The 17307-nt window shown below is 61.6% G+C and carries 14 protein-coding genes, 1 tRNA gene and 1 pseudogene; 10 read left to right on the top strand and 6 right to left on the bottom strand.

Annotation, left to right across the window (positions count from 1 at the left end; genetic code table 11):
- The 5 genes and pseudogenes from GM668_RS30670 to GM668_RS28580 form a co-directional block, all read left to right on the top strand.
- A pseudogene (locus tag GM668_RS30670) lies at positions 1-730 on the top strand (DNA polymerase III subunit gamma/tau); the annotation flags it as partial.
- Between the two features lie 45 nt (positions 731-775).
- The gene (locus GM668_RS28595) at positions 776-1102 is read left to right on the top strand and encodes a YbaB/EbfC family nucleoid-associated protein (RefSeq protein ID WP_155442381.1); all 327 of its coding nucleotides are present in this window, start codon (positions 776-778) and stop codon (positions 1100-1102) included.
- Positions 1103-1108: 6 nt separating this feature from the next.
- Positions 1109-1399, top strand: coding sequence for a YciI family protein (locus GM668_RS28590; protein WP_155442380.1), 291 nt, complete (start codon positions 1109-1111; stop codon positions 1397-1399).
- Positions 1399-1989 (top strand): recombination mediator RecR, encoded by a 591-nt coding sequence (gene recR / locus GM668_RS28585; RefSeq protein WP_155442379.1) that lies wholly within the window; start codon positions 1399-1401, stop codon positions 1987-1989. The genes GM668_RS28590 and recR overlap by 1 nt, the downstream gene beginning before the upstream one ends.
- The gene (locus GM668_RS28580) at positions 1986-3209 is read left to right on the top strand and encodes a CaiB/BaiF CoA transferase family protein (protein WP_155442378.1); all 1224 of its coding nucleotides are present in this window, start codon (positions 1986-1988) and stop codon (positions 3207-3209) included. The genes recR and GM668_RS28580 overlap by 4 nt, the downstream gene beginning before the upstream one ends.
- Here GM668_RS28580 and GM668_RS28575 read toward each other — a convergent pair whose 3' ends face one another.
- The 4 genes from GM668_RS28575 to GM668_RS28560 all read right to left on the bottom strand — a co-directional run bounded on the left by GM668_RS28575 (position 3210) and on the right by GM668_RS28560 (position 10674).
- Complete coding sequence (locus GM668_RS28575; protein WP_155442377.1) at positions 3210-5330, bottom strand: putative bifunctional diguanylate cyclase/phosphodiesterase; 2121 nt, start codon at positions 5328-5330, stop codon at positions 3210-3212.
- Position 5331: 1 nt separating this feature from the next.
- Positions 5332-8199 carry a hybrid sensor histidine kinase/response regulator gene (locus GM668_RS28570; protein ID WP_308506852.1) on the bottom strand — a complete coding sequence of 956 codons (2868 nt, stop codon included), beginning with the start codon at positions 8197-8199 and terminating at the stop codon, positions 5332-5334.
- A gap of 202 nt (positions 8200-8401) precedes the next feature.
- The gene (locus tag GM668_RS28565; RefSeq protein ID WP_155442375.1) at positions 8402-8614 is read right to left on the bottom strand and encodes a YbdD/YjiX family protein; all 213 of its coding nucleotides are present in this window, start codon (positions 8612-8614) and stop codon (positions 8402-8404) included.
- Positions 8614-10674: a carbon starvation CstA family protein gene (locus GM668_RS28560; protein WP_155442374.1), complete on the bottom strand. Its 2061-nt coding sequence runs from the start codon at positions 10672-10674 to the stop codon at positions 8614-8616. The genes GM668_RS28565 and GM668_RS28560 overlap by 1 nt, the downstream gene beginning before the upstream one ends.
- 132 nt (positions 10675-10806) lie before the next feature.
- Here GM668_RS28560 and GM668_RS28555 point away from each other — a divergent pair, with 132 nt between their 5' ends.
- The 5 genes from GM668_RS28555 to GM668_RS28535 all read left to right on the top strand — a co-directional run bounded on the left by GM668_RS28555 (position 10807) and on the right by GM668_RS28535 (position 16371).
- Positions 10807-12165, top strand: a complete 1359-nt coding sequence (locus tag GM668_RS28555) for a cache domain-containing protein (protein ID WP_155442373.1) — start codon at positions 10807-10809, stop codon at positions 12163-12165.
- Positions 12166-12171: 6 nt separating this feature from the next.
- A complete protein-coding gene (locus GM668_RS28550) occupies positions 12172-12792 on the top strand; it encodes a response regulator (RefSeq protein WP_155442372.1) in 621 nt (206 codons plus the stop codon).
- 221 nt (positions 12793-13013) lie between these two features.
- On the top strand, positions 13014-14183 hold the full coding sequence (locus GM668_RS28545; RefSeq protein ID WP_155442371.1) for an HDOD domain-containing protein: 1170 nt from the start codon (positions 13014-13016) through the stop codon (positions 14181-14183).
- Between the two features lie 2 nt (positions 14184-14185).
- Positions 14186-16228: a putative bifunctional diguanylate cyclase/phosphodiesterase gene (locus GM668_RS28540; RefSeq protein ID WP_155442370.1), complete on the top strand. Its 2043-nt coding sequence runs from the start codon at positions 14186-14188 to the stop codon at positions 16226-16228.
- A gap of 53 nt (positions 16229-16281) precedes the next feature.
- A tRNA-Ser gene (locus tag GM668_RS28535) sits at positions 16282-16371 on the top strand.
- A 227-nt stretch (positions 16372-16598) separates the two neighbouring features.
- Here the strand turns inward: GM668_RS28535 and GM668_RS28530 are convergent.
- Together GM668_RS28530 and GM668_RS31380 are read right to left on the bottom strand one after the other, a co-directional pair.
- The gene (locus tag GM668_RS28530) at positions 16599-16916 is read right to left on the bottom strand and encodes a helix-turn-helix domain-containing protein (RefSeq protein WP_170305898.1); all 318 of its coding nucleotides are present in this window, start codon (positions 16914-16916) and stop codon (positions 16599-16601) included.
- A 139-nt stretch (positions 16917-17055) separates the two neighbouring features.
- Positions 17056-17262, bottom strand: a complete 207-nt coding sequence (locus GM668_RS31380) for an addiction module toxin RelE (protein WP_229500048.1) — start codon at positions 17260-17262, stop codon at positions 17056-17058.
- Between the last annotated feature and the right edge of the window lie 45 nt (positions 17263-17307).

Genomic DNA, 17307 nt, shown 5'->3' with positions numbered 1-17307 from the left:
CGCGCAGGCGCGCGGCCCGGCGCCGTGGGAAGATGCGCCGCCCGTGCAGCAAGCGACGCCGCCGTGGGAAGAGGCTCCGTGGGACGATGGCCGTCCCGCCATAGGCGGCGACACGGCCGTGCTGGAAGCGCCGCCGCGCGTGCAAGCGCGCCAGCAAGCGCCGGATGATGACTTGCCGCCATGGGTCACGGAATTCTCTGACGACACAGCTGTTGCCGCATCGAATGGTGCGCAGGCTGATGCGCCGGCGTCCGTGCCGCAGGCGCCCCAGCGCGCCCCGGTCAAGCCGCCTTACGAATACGTGATCACGCCGGTTCCTGAACTGGACTGGGACGGCAACTGGCCCGCATTGGCTGCCCGTTTGCCGCTGCGCGGTGTAGCCCAGCAGCTGGCCACGCAGGCAGAATTGATCAAATGCGAGCCCGATGGCGCGGCATCCGCCCAGTTTTTCGTCAAAGTGCCTATTGAAACGTGGCGTACGCCCCAAAATGTGGAAAAACTGGCGGCAGCGCTGACGGAACGCTTCAATCGCCCGATTCGGGTGGAAACGGAACTGGGGCCGGTCTGGTACACGGCCAGCGCGGAAGCGCAGGCGCACCGGGAAGCCGTGCAGCGCGCCGCCGAGGAAACCGTGGCCAACGACCCGTTCATCAAGAGCATGATCCGCGAGTTCGGCGCCTTTGTGGTGCCCGGCTCGATCGTGCCGCCGCCGGCGCCACCGGCACACTGACAAAGCAAGAACATTCGCTATACTGACATTTAGGAGAATCCCACCATGATGAAAAACCAACTGGCCGGCCTGATGAAACAAGCGCAGGCAATGCAGGACAACATGAAAAAAGCCCAGGAAGCGCTGGGCCAGATCGAAGTGGAAGGCCAGTCCGGCGCCGGCCTGGTGAAGGTTGTAATGACCTGCAAAAACGACGTCAAACGCGTGTCGATCGACCCATCGCTGCTGGCCGACGACAAAGACATGCTGGAAGACCTGGTTGCCGCCGCGTTCAACGACGCCGTGCGCAAGGCAGAAGCAACGTCCGCGGAAAAAATGAGCGGCCTGACCGCCGGCCTGAATTTGCCAGCCGGTTTCAAGATGCCTTTCTAAACCATCATGTTCATCATAACGCTCACGTACCTGAAGCCCGCGGAGGAAATCGACGCGCTGTTGGCCAAGCATCGGGAATACTTGCGCGAGCAATATGACAATGGCATGTTCCTCATGTCCGGCCGGATGGTGCCCCGAACCGGGGGCGTCATCATCGCCACGGCCGACAGTAAAGCCGACATTGAAGCCGTGATCGAACTCGATCCATTCAACGAGGCGGGAGCCGCCAGCTACACCATCACAGAATTCGTGCCGACCATGACGGCCGACATCCTCAGCCAGTTCAAGCAGCACTGATGGCCAAATCGCTGGAATTGCTGACGGAGGCATTGCGCCGCCTGCCCGGTGTCGGACCAAAATCCGCACAGCGTATGGCGTTTCACTTGCTGCAGCATGACCGCGAAGGCGCGGCCATGCTGTCGCGCGCCTTGTACCAGGCGGTGGAAGCCGTGCATCACTGCGCGCTGTGCAATACCTTCACGGAAGAAGAGATTTGCGGCACGTGCCGCGATGAAGAGCGCGACCGGCGCCTGCTGTGTGTGGTGGAAACGCCGGCCGACCAGATGATGATCGAGCAGACCCTGACGTACAAGGGCCTGTATTTCGTGCTGATGGGCCGCCTGTCGCCGCTCGACGGCATCGGCCCGAAAGACATCCATCTGGAAAAGCTGGTGGACCGCGCCAATGACGGCGTGGTGGAAGAGGTGGTGCTGGCCACGAACTTTACCAACGAAGGCGAAGCCACTGCGCATTACATCAGCGAGATGCTGAAGGCGCGCGGACTGAAGGTGAGCCGTCTGGCGCGTGGCGTGCCGGTCGGCGGCGAGCTCGAATATGTGGACGCGGGCACCATCGCGCGTGCCATGCTCGACCGCCGTACTACATGAACGACCAACAAAAACCTACCCATGGCCCGCTGAAGGGCATCAAAGTCCTGGAACTCGGCACGCTGATCGCCGGCCCGTTTTGCGCCCGCATGCTGGCCGAATTCGGCGCCGAAGTCATCAAGGTGGAAGCGCCCGGCGACGGCGACCCGATCCGCAAATGGCGCGTGCTGAAAGACGGCACGTCGCTGTGGTGGTCGGTTCAGGCCCGCAACAAGAAAAGCATTACGCTGAACATGAAGGATGCGCGCGGCCGCGCCATTGCGCGCCAGCTGGCCCTGGAAGCAGACATCATCATTGAAAACTACCGCCCCGGCGTGCTGGAAAAGTGGGACCTTGGCTATGAACAGCTGAAGGCCGACAAGCCCTCCACCATCATGGTGCGCCTGTCCGGCTTTGGCCAGACGGGGCCGATGAAAGACCAGCCAGGCTTTGGCGCCATTGGCGAATCGATGGGCGGTTTGCGCTATGTGTCCGGCCATGCGGACCGTCCACCGGTGCGCGTGGGCGTGTCGATTGGCGATTCCGTGGCGGCGCTGCACGGCGTGATCGGCGCCATGATGGCATTGCGCCACCGCGATGCGACCGGCGGCCGTGAACATGGCCAGGGCCAGATGGTGGACGTGGCGCTGTATGAATCCGTGTTCAACCTGATGGAGTCCTTGGTGCCGGAATACGACCATGCGGGCGTGGTGCGCGAGCGCACGGGCGGCGCATTGCCGGGTATCGTGCCATCGAATACGTACACGACCAAAGATGGCGATAACGTCGTCATTGCCGGTAACGGCGACGCGATCTTCAAACGCCTGATGCTGGCCATTGGCCGCGACGACATGGCCGGCGATCCGCAAATGGAGCGCAACGACGGGCGCGTTGCGCGGACCGCCGATATCGATGGCGCGATCCAGGCATGGTGCGATACCAAGTCCATCGATGAAGCGCTGGCGATCCTGCAAGCCGCCGATGTCCCGGCCGGAAAGATTTATTCAGTCAAGGACATGATGACGGATCCGCAATTCCTGGCCCGTAACATGTTTGAACAGCACCAGTTTGCCGATGGCACGCCGGTCAAGCTGCCGGCGATTTCGCCGAAGCTGTCGGAGACGCCCGGCCATACGCATTGGATGGGGCCGGGCCTGGGCGAACACAATTACGAAGTATTGAAATCGCTCGGCTACAGCGATGCCGATATTGCCGCATTCAAGGCGGACAAAGTCTTGTAATCAAGCCTGCCTTGCAATCGGCGCCCGCTGTATTTTCAGCATTTGCGTAATCGCTTCATGCGTTGACGGCTTGCCCAGGTAAAAGCCCTGGGCAAGGTCGCAGCCATATTGCTCCAGCAGCGAGAACTGTTCTTCCGTCTCCACGCCTTCCGCCACCACCACCATACGCAAGCCGTGCCCCAGCGCGATGATGGCGCGCGTGATGGCGGCGTCTTCCGAGTCTTCCGGCAAGCCTGAAATAAAAGTCTTGTCGATCTTCAGCGTGTGCACGTCGAAGCGCTTCAGGTAATTCATCGACGAATAGCCGGTCCCGAAATCATCGATCGACAGCAGTACGCCGATGCCGCGCAACTGTTCCAAGGTGGCCAGGGTGGCGCGCGCATCGTCCATCAGCGTGCTTTCCGTCAGTTCCAGTTCCAGCAGGCCCGCTTCCAGTCCCGATTCCTGCAGCGCGGCCAGCACGGTCTGCGTCAGGTTTTCATCCTTGAACTGGCGTGCCGACAGGTTCACGGCCAGCCGCACGGGGCGGCGGCACACGTCTTGCCACAAGCGGGCCTGTGCGCACGCGGTACGCAGCACCCACGCGCCGATCGGCACGATCAAGCCGGTTTCTTCCGCCAGCGGGATGAATTCATTGGGCGGCATGACGCCGTGTTCCGGATGGCGCCAGCGCACCAGCGCTTCCACGCCCACTACTTGCGAACTGGCGACGTCCACTTGCGGCTGGTACAGCAAATACAGTTCATCGTTTTGCAGCGCCTTGCGCAAGCCTGTCTCCAGTTTTACGTGGCTCATGATTTGCATCGTCAGCGATGAGCGGTACAGCTGCGCATTGTTCTTGCCCAGGTTTTTCGCGTGGTACATCGCCGTATCGGCGTACTTCAACAGCGAACTGCTGTCTTCACCGTCTTGCGGATACAGTGAAATGCCGATGCTGGCCGTAACAAAAATTTCATGGCCATCCAGCAGGAAAGGGCGGCGCATCGCATCCTTGACGCGCTGCGCGACGGCCAGCGCGAAGTCGACTTTTTCCAGGTCAGGGATCAGGATCGTGAATTCATCGCCGCCCAGCCGCGCCAGGTTCCCGGGCGGGAAGTCGCCCTGCTGCGCGCGGGTCACGGTGTCGCCGGGCCGGATGGTGTCGTGCAGCCGCTCCGACACGGCCTTCAGCAGCAAGTCGCCCACGTCGTGGCCCAGCGTATCGTTGATGCGCTTGAAGGCGTCGAGGTCCATGAACAGTACCGCGAATTTTTTGCCGTGCTGGCGCGAGCGGGCCAGTTCCCGTTCCAGCGATTCAAGAAACGCTTGCCGGTTGGGGATGCCCGTCAGGCTGTCGCAATAGGCGAGGCGGCGGATTTGTTCTTCCGTGCGTTTGCGTTCACTGATGTCGCGCACGAGCCCCAGCACGTCGCCGGCGCCAGTGGAGACCAGCCGCGCTTCAAAATGACGGACATCGCCGCCTTCATGCAACTCGTAGTCCAGCGCCCGCACCGTATGCGTGGCCAGCACGGCGTGCACCTGTTCCAGCATTTGCGCGGCGATTTTCGGCGGCAGCACGTCGCTGATGTGGCGGCCCACGCAGGCGTCCCCGGCGGCATGCCGGCTATTGTCCTGGCCCCGGTCGTAATCGAGGTAGTAGCCGTCCAGGTTCAGCCTGAAAAACGTGTCGGGTATGGCGGCCAGCACGGCACGGTTATGCGCGTCGGCTACGCGCAGCCGCGCGATGGCGTCGCTGGCGCGCAGCACGTACAGCACGCGGTGCCCGAGGATGGGCCAGTTGATGGGCTTCGACACAAAATCCGTCGCGCCATCTTCATACGCCTGCGTGACGGCTTCCACGTCATCGCCGCCCGTCACCATGATGATGGGGACGGCGCTGCCTTGTTCCTGCGCGCGGATGGCGCGGCACACGTCAAAGCCGCCCATGCCTGGCATGTCGACGTCGAGCAGCACGAGGTCAGGGCGGATTTGCCGGAAGCGCGCCAGCGCGCTGGCGCCGTCTTCCGCTTCCACTGCATCCAGGCCCACTTGCGCCAGCATTTCCAGCATCAGCAGGCGCATGACGGGGTCATCGTCGGCCACCAGCACGGTGCCACGGGAAGGACTGTGTAGCGCTGCCATATCACGGCTCCTTTTCCAGGACAGTGCAGAGGGCGCGCTGCACCGCTTCGAATTCCCGTTCCAAGCCGGCCAGCAGGGCCGGTGCGCCTTCGGTGGTGTGGGCCTGGCCCAGTTGTTCCAGTTCTTTGCACAGCTGCGCCATGGCGTCGGCGCCGACATTGCCGCTGCCCGATTTCAGGCTGTGGGCAATGCGGCGCAGCGCATCCGGCTGGTTTTGATTCAGCGCGGTGCGCAGCGCCGCCAATTGCCTGGGCGTGTCGTCCAGGAACGTTTGCGTGACACGGCGCAGCAGGCTAGGGGATTTGCCATTGTTGAGGGCGCGGATGTTGTCCAGTGCGCGCGGGTTGAGCGGCATGGATGGCGTAGGCGCATCCGCGGGAGGCGGCGCAACGGGCGGCGCCGGCTGCTGCACCGTGTCCCGTTGTGGCGCCATGCGCGGCAGCTTGATCCAGCGCGACAGCGTGTCTCCCAATCCCTGCCGCGTAAATGGCTTGCTGATGTAATCATCCATGCCGGCCGCCAGGCAGGTTTCGCGGTCGCCGGGCAGTGCGTTGGCCGTGATGGCCACCACGGGCAGGCGCGTGCGGCCTTGCTGCTGTTCGTGGCGGCGGATTTCCGCCGTCGCGGCGATGCCATCCATGACGGGCATCTGGCAATCCATCAGTACCGCATCGAACGCGCTGGTGCGCAGCGCGTCGAGCGCCTCCGCGCCGTTGCCGGCGCAGCGTACGTCCAGTCCCAGGCTTTGCAGCATGGCCGACGCCACTTGCACGTTGATCGGGTTGTCTTCGGCCAGCAGCACCTTGCGGCGCTTGCCTTGCCGCGCGGCGGCTGCGGCGGCGGGGAGGGCGGGATGGCCGGCGCTATCCATTCCCGGCGCAGCCGTTGCATGCGCGGCTGCCGCCGCCGGCGGGGAAGCGGGTGCTGGCGCCGTTGCCTCGCTATGCCGCGCATCTGAACGCAATGGCGTCACGATGCAGTCAAATAAATCGCAGGCGCGCGGCGGTTTAATCAGCTGGAACGCCACGCCCGCTTCGCGCCGCTGCACGGTATCGGCCGCAGTGCGTTCGCTGGCCAGCAGCAGCAGCCGCACGCCGGCAAGAGCGGCATCGGCTTTGATGTCGGCCGCCAGCATCAAGCCGCTGCCGGGCCGCAAGTCCATGTCGAGCAGCGCCACATCGTAGGCGTGGCCCCGCGCGGCGCTGTCGCGCAGCATGCGCAGCGCCACGTCAGACGATTCCGCGCAATCGACGTGCATTTGCCAGCGCGTCAGCTGGCGCTCCAGCAGCAAACGGTTTTCCGGCAACGGATCGGCAACCAGTGCGCGCTTGCCCATGGCGGCAGATGGCTGCATGTCGGCGCCGTCCGCGTCATCCACGCGGCGCTTGTCGAAGCGCAGCGCAAACCAGAAAATCGACCCTTGCGTCAGCGCGTGGTCGACACCGATGGCGCCACCCATCAATTCCACCAGCTGCTTTGAAATGGCCAGCCCCAGTCCCGTGCCGCCATGCTTGCGCGTGGTGGAGCCATCGGCTTGCGAGAACGATGTAAAAATACGGCTGCGTGCCTCGCGCGACACGCCGATACCCGTGTCGTGCACTTCAAAGCGCAAGTCCACGCTTTGCGCATCTTCGCTGGTCGCCGCCACCTTGACGGTGATCTTGCCCGTCTCCGTGAACTTGATGGCGTTGCCCAGCAAGTTGAACAGCACTTGCCGCAGCCGGTTCGGGTCGCCGCATATGGCGACAGGAATATCGTTGGCAATGGCGAATTCCATGGCAATGCCTTTGGCGTGCGCCTGCGGCGTAAACACCTGGTCGATGTCGTCCAGCAGCTCGCGGAAGTTGAAGTGGATGTATTCAACCGTCAGCTTGCCCGCTTCGATCTTTGAAAAATCCAGGATGTCGTTGATGATGACCAGCAAATGTTCGCCAGAGCGCTTGACCATGTCCGTGTAGTGGCGCTGCACGTCCGTCAATGGCGTCGATAGCAGCAATTCCGTCATGCCCAGCACGCCATTCATCGGCGTGCGGATTTCATGGCTCATCGTGGCAAGGAACGCGCTCTTGGCCTGGCTGGCCGCTTCCGCCGCATTCTTGGCTTTCTCCAGCTGCTCGGTGCGCACGGACACTTGCCGTTCCAGTTGGTCGCGGTATTGCGCGAGGCGCGCATCGCGGCTGGCGATTTGCACCAGCATGTCATTGAAGCTGTCGAGCAGTGCGCCCAGTTCATCGGTACGGCTGTGCTGCAGGCGCGCGCCGGGCTGGCCATCGGCAGCCTGGCGCGCCGCGGCGATCAGGCTGGCAATCGGTTCCGCGATGCCGTCGCGGAAGCGGCGCGCCAGCCACAGCGCGCAGCCGAAGGACAGCAAGGCCGCCAATGCGCCGCCCGCCAGGTTTTGCAGCACGCCCCACCACATATGGGGCAAGCCCGCTTCCAGCATGACGGCGCCCACCTGGTCTTGCTGGAAGTGCACGCCGCGGTACAGGCGCAAACCCGGCGCCCACAGCGGGCCGGAAAATTCATGTTCCCCCTTCTTGCCGATATCCTGCAGGCGCCGCAATTCCAGGTCCGGCGGCGGGGCAGGGCCGTCGTCATGCATGGTGCTGCGGGCCAGCAGCTTGCCGTCGCGGTCGAACAGCACGACTTGCCGGATATCGTCGCGGCCCTCAAACGCGGCCAGCGCCAGCACCTGGCTTGCTTGCGACGGATCGACGTACAGCAGCGCAATGGAACTGCTGGCCGCTACCGTGCCCGCCAGCGTGTGCAACTGGCGGCGCTCTTGATCCAGCTGGCTCGACACATGCGTGGCTGCAAAAACAGCAAACGCCAGCAGCAAAGCGCTGCCGGTCGACCAGGCACTGATCATCGTGAGTTTCCGGCTCAAGCCGGAGCGTTCAAAGCTGAGCATAAGTCCCGGCCTATAATTCCGTCAGGAAAATATAACTGTCGGGTCTTTTAACACGTTGATATTTATCTAACGTTACGGCTGTGTCCGGCTCAAAAAAAATGCCCCGGCCGTGAAGCCGAGGCATAAGGGACATCAATCCCGGGGATAAATCTGTGAGGCTTCAGCAGCAGCCGCCGCGCTTGCCGGCCCCGCCGTAGCGGGCTTCCTGGCGTTCGCGGAAGAACTCTTCGTAACTCATCATCGGCAAATCCGGATGGGTTTTTTCATGGTGCGCCACGTAGGCGTCATACTCGGGCAAGCCCACCATCAGCCGCATGCTTTGCCCGAGGTAGCGGCCGGCCTGCATGCCGGCCTCGATGATTTCGCTGAACATCACTGCACCGCAGGCATAGCCACCATCGGGCTTTCGTTGGCGGTCGGCTTCGCGTTGCTGCGCGCCGCCAGCGCCGTGCGGATACCGAAGCCCAGCACCGCCAGCACCACCACCATGAAGAAGCCTGCCAGCGACGCGTCGAGGTAATCGTTGAACACGATCTGGTGCATTTGCCCCATGGACTTGGCCGGCGCCAGCACCTTGTCTTCCGTGATGGCCGTGCTGTACTTGGCGGCGTGCGCCAGGAAGCCGACTTTCGGATTCGCGTCAAAAATTTTCTGGTAGCCGGCAGTCAAAGTGCACAGCAGCAGCCACGCGGTCGGCACCATCGTGACCCACGCAAACTGGGCGCGCTTCATCTTGAACAGCACACAGGTGGCGAGAATCAGCGCGATACCGGCCAGCATCTGGTTGGCAATGCCGAACAGCGGCCACAAGGTATTGATGCCGCCCAGCGGGTCGACCACGCCCTGGTACAGGAAGTAGCCCCAGGCCGCCACGCACAGCGCGGTGGCGGTCAAGCCTGCCATCGTGTTGTTGGAATCCTTGAACGATGGCGCAAAGGCGCCCAGCAAGTCTTGCAGCATGTAGCGGCCGGCGCGGGTGCCTGCATCGACCGCGGTCAGGATGAACAGCGCTTCAAACAAAATTGCGAAGTGGTACCAGAACGCCATCATGGCTTTGCCGCCGATGACATTCGACAGGATGTGCGCCATGCCGACAGCCAAGGTCGGTGCGCCGCCGGCGCGGGAAATAATCGATGTCTCGCCCACGTCTTTCGCTGTTTGCACCAGCATGTCCGGCGTGATGTGGAAGCCCCAGCCGGCAATTACTTGCGCGGCGGCTTCCGGCGTCGTGCCCAGCAGCGCGGCAGGGCTGTTCATGGCAAAGTACACGCCTGGATCGATGGTGGACGCAGCCACCAGCGCCATGATGGCGACAAACGATTCCATCAGCATGGCGCCATAGCCGATGAAGCGGGCATGGCTTTCATTCTCGATCATTTTCGGCGTGGTGCCGGACGAAATCAGTGCGTGGAAGCCGGACACGGCGCCGCAGGCAATGGTGATGAACAGGAACGGGAACAAATTACCTGCCCACACGGGGCCGGTGCCATCGATGAACTTCGTTACGGCCGGCATTTGCAGGGCCGGGGCGACAACCAGGATGCCCAGCGCCAGGCCGACAATGGTGCCGATCTTCAGGAAGGTCGACAGGTAATCGCGCGGCGCCAGCAGCAGCCACACGGGCAGCACGGACGCCACGAAGCCGTAGCCGATCAGCATCCACACCAGTTCCGTGCCGTTGAACGTAAACATTGGCGCCAGCGCCGGGTTTTCCTGCACATATTGGCCGCCCATGATGGCCAGCATCAGCATGACGAAGCCAATGATGGACACTTCGCCGATGCGGCCGACGCGCACATAGCGGGAATACACGCCCATGAACAGCGCGATGGGAATGGTCGCCATCACGGTGAAGCTGCCCCATGGCGAGTGCGCCAGCGCTTTCACGACGATCAGCGCCAGCACGGCCAGGATGATCACCATGATCATGAAGGTGCCGAGCAAGGCGATATTGCCGGGAATCGGGCCCAGTTCGGACTTGATCAAGTCGCCCAGCGAGCGGCCGTCGCGGCGCATGGAAATGAACAGCACGATGAAATCCTGCACGGCGCCCGCAAACACGACGCCTGCCAGGATCCACAGCATGCCGGGCAGGTAGCCCATTTGCGCGGCCAGTACGGGACCGACCAGCGGACCGGCGCCGGCAATGGCGGCAAAGTGGTGGCCGAACAAGACGTTCTTGTTGGTCGGTACGTGGTCCAGGCCATCGTTGAATTTGTAGGCGGGCGTCATGCGCTTCGCATCGAGGCCGACCACTTTCTCGGCAATGAACTTGCTGTAGAAACGGTATGCGATCAGGTAGACGCAAACAGCCGCCACCACGATCCATACGGCATTGATGCTTTCACCCCGCTTGAGCGCCACGACGCCCAGCGATCCGGCGCCCAGCAGCGATAGTGCTGCCCAGCCCAGTCGGCTCATTACTGGATTCATCTTCTCCTCCGTTGTAGTTATTGCTGATGACAAGTATTCAGGAGCGGCATATCTGCCACAAGCGCACCATTACGCAGGCTGATAAGTAGTAATACGGAGCGTAGGCGGGGGTGCCGGGGGTAGAATTCCGGAATGAAACTTCGTCAGAAAGTCATCTTCCTTGCCATCACGCCGCTGATCCTGGCCCTGTGCGCTATTGCGTGGGCGGTGCAGCACCAGGCGGCAACCCTCGCACAACAGCAGCGCGACACCATCCAGCGCGCCTACCTTGCCAGCAAGGAAGCCGAGCTCAAGCATTACGTGGCGCTGGCGCAGCACTCGATTGCCCGACTCTATCAGTCCGGGCGTACGGATGCCGCCACCCTGGATGAAGCCAAGCGCATCCTGGAAAGCCTGAGTTTTGGCGACGATGGCTATTTCTTCGTGTATGACATGCAGGGCCGTTCGCTGATGCATCCGCGCCAGCCGGAACTGGTGGGGCAAAACCTGTATGAATTACGCGACCAGGAAGGCGTGCCGACCATCCAGCGCCTGCTGGCGCGGGCAAAAAACGGCGGGGGCTTTGAGCGGTATTACTGGGTCAAGCCATCCAGCCACAAGCCAGAGCGCAAGCTCGGCTACGTGATCCAGCTGGAAAACTGGGGCTGGATGTTGGGCACGGGGATTTATCTCGATGACGTGGACCGGGCGCTGGCGCAGATTGACATCCAGCAGCAGGGCAATATCCAGAACACGATGCTGTGGATCACTGTGATTGCCATTGCGGCCGCCATCGTGGTGGGCACGTCCGGGCTGGCGCTGAACATCAGCGAATCGCGCGAAGCGGACGCCAAATTAAAAGTGCTGGCGCAGCGCGTGGTGGAATCGCAGGAAGAAGAGCGGGCCCGCCTGTCGCGCGATTTGCATGACGGGATTTCGCAGTGGCTGGTGTCGATCAAGCTGCAGATCGAAGCCGGCATCATCCGCCTGGGAGGCAAGCAGGAACAGCGTGAATCCGCGCTGGCCGTGTTCGAGCATACGGCCGAACAGTTGAATAACGTGATGGGCGAAGTGCGCCGCATTTCCCATAATTTGCGTCCTGCTATCCTGGATGACCTGGGCCTGGCGGCCGCGCTGGAACACCTGGCGGAAGAAATGCGGCAGGGCAGCGGCATTCCCGTGCTGTTTACGTCGGAAGGGTGTACGGAAGATTTGCCGGATGTGGCCAACACGGTGCTGTTCCGCATTGCGCAAGAAGCGCTGACCAATATCGAGCGCCATGCCGCCGCCAGCCACATTGAAATCAGCCTGACGGGCGGGCAGCGGGGCGTCACCTTGCGCATCAGCGATGATGGCCATGGTTTCGATGCGGCCGGCATTGCCGTGCACCCGAAGCGGGGCATCGGCTTGCGCAACATGATGGAACGGATGGACGCGATTGGCGGCACATTCAATATCAGTTCATCGCCGGCCGGCACCGTGGTGCTGGCGCGCGTTGACAATGAAAGGTAACGAGCAATGACGATCAAAATCCTGTTGGTGGACGACCACCCCCTGGTGCGCGACGGCTTGCGGGCGCGGCTGGAAGCCATGCCGCAATTCCAGGTGGTGGCGGAAGCGGGCGGCGCACAAGAAGCGCTGGAACAGGCGCGCCATACCGATATCGACCTGGTCTTGATGGACATCAATATGCGGGGCGGCAACGGCATTGAAGCCACCGCGCAATTCCGCCAGCAATTTCCGCAAATTGCCGTGTTGATCTTGTCGATGCACGACAAGCTGGAGTATGTGTCGCAAGCCATTGCGGCTGGTGCGCGCGGCTATGTATTGAAAGATGCGCCAGGCAAAGACATCGTCGTGGCCATTGAAACCGTGATGTCGGGCGGCATTTATTACAGCGCCGCGCTGGCCCGCCAACTGGCCAAACCGCAAAACATCGATAACCAGCTGACCACGCGTGAACACCAGGTGCTGCGCCACATCGCGAACGGCCACAGCAACAAGCAAATCGCAAGGGACCTGGATTTATCCGTGCGCACGGTGGAAACGCACCGCCTCAACATCAAACGCAAACTGGGCATTGAAGGGCAGGCGGAATTGATCCGGTATGCCGTGCAATTTGCCGGTGGGGGCAGTTAAACGGGGCCGGGGCATTCAGCTCTCTCATGCTGAAAGCAACTGGCGCACACAATTGACGCTTAGGCTGTCCGTTCGGCAATTTCTGATATATTCAAGCATTCCGGGATTCCCGGAAGATAGATTGCCAAATTGCACGACGTAGTGTTGTTTCTGGTACGCAATTGATTGCCTGAAATCAATATTTGCTCTACCATTGCCACACTACCAACCCTGAGATACTGATGTCTTTGCCTGAAGCTAGCCCGTTTCCGTTGGTGGGCCTGAAAGCCGTGACGAACGCCCAGCATGAGTGGGTGGCGTTGGCTTTTGATATTGTGGCCGACCCCGGCGGGGCGCTCAATGCGCTGCAGGCGGTGTTCAGCTATCCCGATATGCAGGCGGCGCTGGCGCCGCTGGACTGCATCGTCACGGCGCCGGATTTGGCCGTGACCGACCCCGCGCAATTGCGCTCCCTGCCGTCTTCCATGGTGATGTTCCGCGTGCCGCTGTCCGCGTGCACGGCTGGCAGCCAAAAGAAATGCAAGCAGCTGGCCGAGCAGGGCTACCGTTTGCTGGTCGAGGGAGAAGGCGGCATCCATGCGGGCCAGGCGGGCATCCGCAGCATGGCGTTTGATTGCAGTGAAAATGTCCCCAGCGAACTGGCGATGCTGACGATGCCGGGCCCGCACCTGGCGCTGAACGTCGATACGCAGGCGCGCCGCGACGCGGCCAAGGCTGCGGGCATGGCCTGGTTTTGCGGCGACTATGCGCGCCATCCCGACCCGGACGCGGCCCAGGGCGACGGCACATCGCGCAAGCGTTTATTGGCGCTGTTGGGCTTGCTGGCGCGCGACGCGGATTCGCGCGAACTGGAAATCCTGCTGAAACAAGACCCGGCGCTGTCGTATCACTTGCTCAAAGTGGTCAACTCCGCTGCCTTTGCACTGAGTACGCCGATCCACAGCTTTGGCCAGGCCATCAATGTGCTGGGCCGCCGCCAGTTGCAGCGCTGGCTGCAATTGCTGCTGTACGCGCGCCAGCAAGACGATGGCGGCGCGAACCCGCTGCTGCCGCTGGCGGCCGTGCGTGCGGCGCAAATGGAAGCGCTGGTCAAGCTGCGTGGCGGCGACCGCGACCAGCAAGACATGGCGTTTGTGACGGGCGTGTTTTCGCTGCTGGACGTGTTATTGGGCATGCCAATGACGGAAATCGTCGCCGCGCTGAGCCTCGACCTGGACGTGGTGATGGCGCTGCTGGACCGCGCCGGTCCCTATGGCGAACTATTAAAAGTGGTGGAGCAGGACCGTCCCGACAGCAGCGCGCTGCGCGATCTGGAACTGGACCATGAAACCTGGTGGCGCAGTCTGCTGCAAGCGTATCACTGGGCCATTCAAGTCAGTAGGAATCTTTGAGCATGGCGGCGCATCCGGTTTCCGACTTCCTGGGCAGCAGCGCCGCATTATGCGACGCCGTGCTGCGCCTGCGTGGGGCGGCACTGGCGGAAGAACTGGGGCGGATCGCCCGCTCCGTCACCAATGCCACGCAGGGCCGTTTCGTCCCGGCCGGGAATGAGTTGCCGCCACCGCTGGACGGCAGCCTGACGCAGGAAATCCAGTTCGAAGACCAGTATTTTGGCATGTTTGAAGTGGGTGGCCGAACCCAGTTCTCGGACCTCGAACGCCAGCATTTGGCCAGCCTGGCCAGCCTGGCGTCCAGCGTATTGCAAGTGCATTCGCTGGCGCAGCGCAGCACCCATGCGTACGTGCAGGTGGAAGCGCAATTGCAGCACCAGTCGCAAATCCTCGACCAGATCCACGAATCGGTGCTGACGATGGATTTGAATGGCTTCATCACCAGCTGGAACAAGGGGGCCGAGCGTCTGTTTGGCTACAGCTCGGTGGAAGCGGTGGGGCGCAATATCCTGTTCCTGTACGACGACGAGGACGCGGGCTTTGACGACCCGTTCCTGGAAAATGGCGGACGCCTGATGGAAGTGCGCCGCAAAAAGAAGTCTGGCGAAGTCTTCTGGGCCAGCCTGTCGCTGTCGACCTTGCACGACCGCGACGACCGCCCGGTGGGCTTGATTGCGTACCTGACCGACATCACGGAACGCAAGATGGCGGAAGAGCGCATCCACCACCTCGCGTATTACGATGCGCTGACCAACTTGCCGAACCGCACCTTGCTGACCAAGCTGGTTGACCAGGCGTTGACGGTGGCGCAGCGCAACCGCACGCAAGGCTGTGTGCTGTTCATCGACTTGAACCGTTTCAAGGTCATCAACGATACGCTGGGCCGCCGCATCGGCGATGAATTGCTGCGTGAAGTGGCGCAGCGTTTCCGTGTGGCGCTGCGCGACCAGGACCTGGTGGCCCGCCTGGGCGGCGATGAATTCGCGGTCGGCCTGTTCGACATCCACCAGCATTACGAAGCGTCCACGGTGGCGCAAAAACTGATTGGCACGCTGGTCGAGCCGTTCTACATCGACGGCCACGATTTGCGCGTGGGCGCCAGCATCGGCATCAGCGTGTATCCGCAAGACGGCAGCGACGCGGAAACCCTGCTGCGCCTGGCCGATATCGCCATGTACCGCGCCAAGCTGCAGGAAGGCGACACCGATGGCGAGCACGTGGCGTTTTACAGCCGCGACATGAACCAGGGCATGCAGGAACGCATGCGGATTGAATCCGGCCTGCGGCAAGCCCTTGGCAATGGCCAGCTGGAATTGCACTACCAGCCGAAATTCTCGATTGCCAGCGGCCAGATCATCGGCGCCGAAGCGCTGGTGCGCTGGCGCCATCCGGAGCGCGGCCTGGTGCCGCCGGTTGAATTCATCCCGCTGGCCGAAGCGACGGGTTTGGTGGTGCAGGTGGGCGAGTGGGTGCTGGAAACCGCGTGCGCGCAGGCGCAGGCATGGAAGCAGGCCGGCTTGCCCACAGTGCGGCTGGCCGTGAACGTATCGGCCCGTGAATTCACATCGGCCTTGCCGGGGCGGGTGATGGAAACGCTGAAACGCTATGGCCTGGAGCCATCGTGGCTGGAGCTGGAAATTACGGAAAGCACGCTGATGCACAACATCGACCGCGTGATCGGCATCATGGACCGCATTACTGCGCTGGGCGTGACCTTGTCGCTGGACGATTTCGGCACGGGGTATTCCAGCCTGTCGTACCTGAAGCGGTTCCCGATTGATACGCTGAAGATCGACCGGTCGTTCACGATGGGCATTCCATCCGACACCAATGACTGCGCGATTGCCAGCACGATCATTTCCATCGCCCAGCAGTTGAAGCACAAGGTGATTGCCGAAGGGGTGGAAACCGTCGAGCAGCTGGCGTTTTTGAAGACGTCCGGGTGCGATGAAGTGCAGGGATATTTGTTCTCGAAGCCATTGCCGGCGGCGGAATTTGAGAAAGCGTTACGGGAGAGCTGGACTCCGGGGCAAGTCCCTGTATAATGCTGCCGTTCTTGCGATGCACAGGATCAGCTTTGTGCAAGCGCTCGTATCAAGGAAACGTGGCCGAGTGGTTGAAGGCAACAGTCTTGAAAACTGTCGACGGGGGAACCCGTTCGTGAGTTCGAATCTCACCGTTTCCGCCAAGAAATAAAACAAGCCGCCCAAAGCGGCTTTTTTTATTTCTTGGCGGAAACGAGCAAGGCGCCTGCGCGCCTTGCGGGTGAGATTCGAAGGTCTCGCGCGTACTACGCGCGTACCTCTTCGAATCCTCTGGCTGCTGCCCGCTGCGCGGGCAGCGTTGCGCGCCGTGGGCGCGCACTAATTTGCAGTGGCCGTCAGCTTGCGGCAGCGCAGCGATCCGCAAGCTGCCCTAAACACTAGCCAATCGCTCCAGCATGTCCGGATACTTCTCGACCAGCCGAATCAGCGTACAAGCTTGGTCATTTGGTTTACTCCTTCCTTGCTCCCAATTTTCCAAGGTTCGATCATTGATGCGCAGATAGCGTGCCATTACCGGGCGTGACATACCAAGGTTATTACGCAGCGACACCAACTCAGCCGGCGTAACGGGAGCCACTTCGCGAACTTCGACCTTATGGCGCCGAAGCGTCTTCTTACCTTCGCGCTCCGCTTCTAATGCGTCAAATCCTTCAACAAGTTCGGCAAAAATATCGCGCTTTGCATTCACGTTCAAGACCTTTCACTGAGTTCGCGTTCCAGCAGCGCTTTCAATACTTTCTTCTGCTGAGGCGTTAAATCCGTCGCTTCGTCCTTGTCATACACGGTGAACAGTAAGAATTGCGTTTCGCTGACCCACCAGTAATAAATTATGCGGATGCCACCGCGTTTTCCTTTTCGCCTGCGCCATTCAAGAAACCTGACTTTGCGTAGTCCGCCGTGCCTTCGATGACGTCGCCCGCACGTGGGTTCTTCAGGAGCATTTGTTGCAACTGCCTGAACGATTCATCACTGAGGTAGTCTTCCCGGTGCCGCTCAAAGGCTGGAAGCTCAACAAAGATAGCATCCATAGGCATAAAGTGTACGTTAGCTACGTATGTTTTTCAATTCGCGCGTTGTTA

The organism is Pseudoduganella ginsengisoli (genome assembly GCF_009720865.1).
In the GTDB taxonomy this organism is placed as follows: Bacteria; Pseudomonadota; Gammaproteobacteria; order Burkholderiales; family Burkholderiaceae_D; genus Rugamonas; species Rugamonas ginsengisoli.
The sequence above is the reverse complement of the archived record's forward strand: the minus strand, read 5'-3'. Positions and strand labels throughout refer to the sequence as shown.

Coding starts and splice junctions, on each gene's coding strand:
- GM668_RS31380 (WP_229500048.1), bottom strand. CDS start 17,262: ATGCCTATGGATGCTATCTTTGTTGAGCTTCCAGCCTTTGAGCGGCAC.
- GM668_RS28575 (WP_155442377.1), bottom strand. CDS start 5,330: ATGGCAGCGCTACACAGTCCTTCCCGTGGCACCGTGCTGGTGGCCGAC.
- GM668_RS28580 (WP_155442378.1), top strand. CDS start 1,986: ATGAACGACCAACAAAAACCTACCCATGGCCCGCTGAAGGGCATCAAA.
- GM668_RS28540 (WP_155442370.1), top strand. CDS start 14,186: ATGGCGGCGCATCCGGTTTCCGACTTCCTGGGCAGCAGCGCCGCATTA.
- GM668_RS28570 (WP_308506852.1), bottom strand. CDS start 8,199: ATGATCAGTGCCTGGTCGACCGGCAGCGCTTTGCTGCTGGCGTTTGCT.
- GM668_RS28555 (WP_155442373.1), top strand. CDS start 10,807: ATGAAACTTCGTCAGAAAGTCATCTTCCTTGCCATCACGCCGCTGATC.
- GM668_RS28550 (WP_155442372.1), top strand. CDS start 12,172: ATGACGATCAAAATCCTGTTGGTGGACGACCACCCCCTGGTGCGCGAC.
- GM668_RS28595 (WP_155442381.1), top strand. CDS start 776: ATGATGAAAAACCAACTGGCCGGCCTGATGAAACAAGCGCAGGCAATG.
- GM668_RS28545 (WP_155442371.1), top strand. CDS start 13,014: ATGTCTTTGCCTGAAGCTAGCCCGTTTCCGTTGGTGGGCCTGAAAGCC.
- GM668_RS28560 (WP_155442374.1), bottom strand. CDS start 10,674: ATGAATCCAGTAATGAGCCGACTGGGCTGGGCAGCACTATCGCTGCTG.
- GM668_RS28565 (WP_155442375.1), bottom strand. CDS start 8,614: ATGTTCAGCGAAATCATCGAGGCCGGCATGCAGGCCGGCCGCTACCTC.
- GM668_RS28590 (WP_155442380.1), top strand. CDS start 1,109: ATGTTCATCATAACGCTCACGTACCTGAAGCCCGCGGAGGAAATCGAC.
- recR (WP_155442379.1), top strand. CDS start 1,399: ATGGCCAAATCGCTGGAATTGCTGACGGAGGCATTGCGCCGCCTGCCC.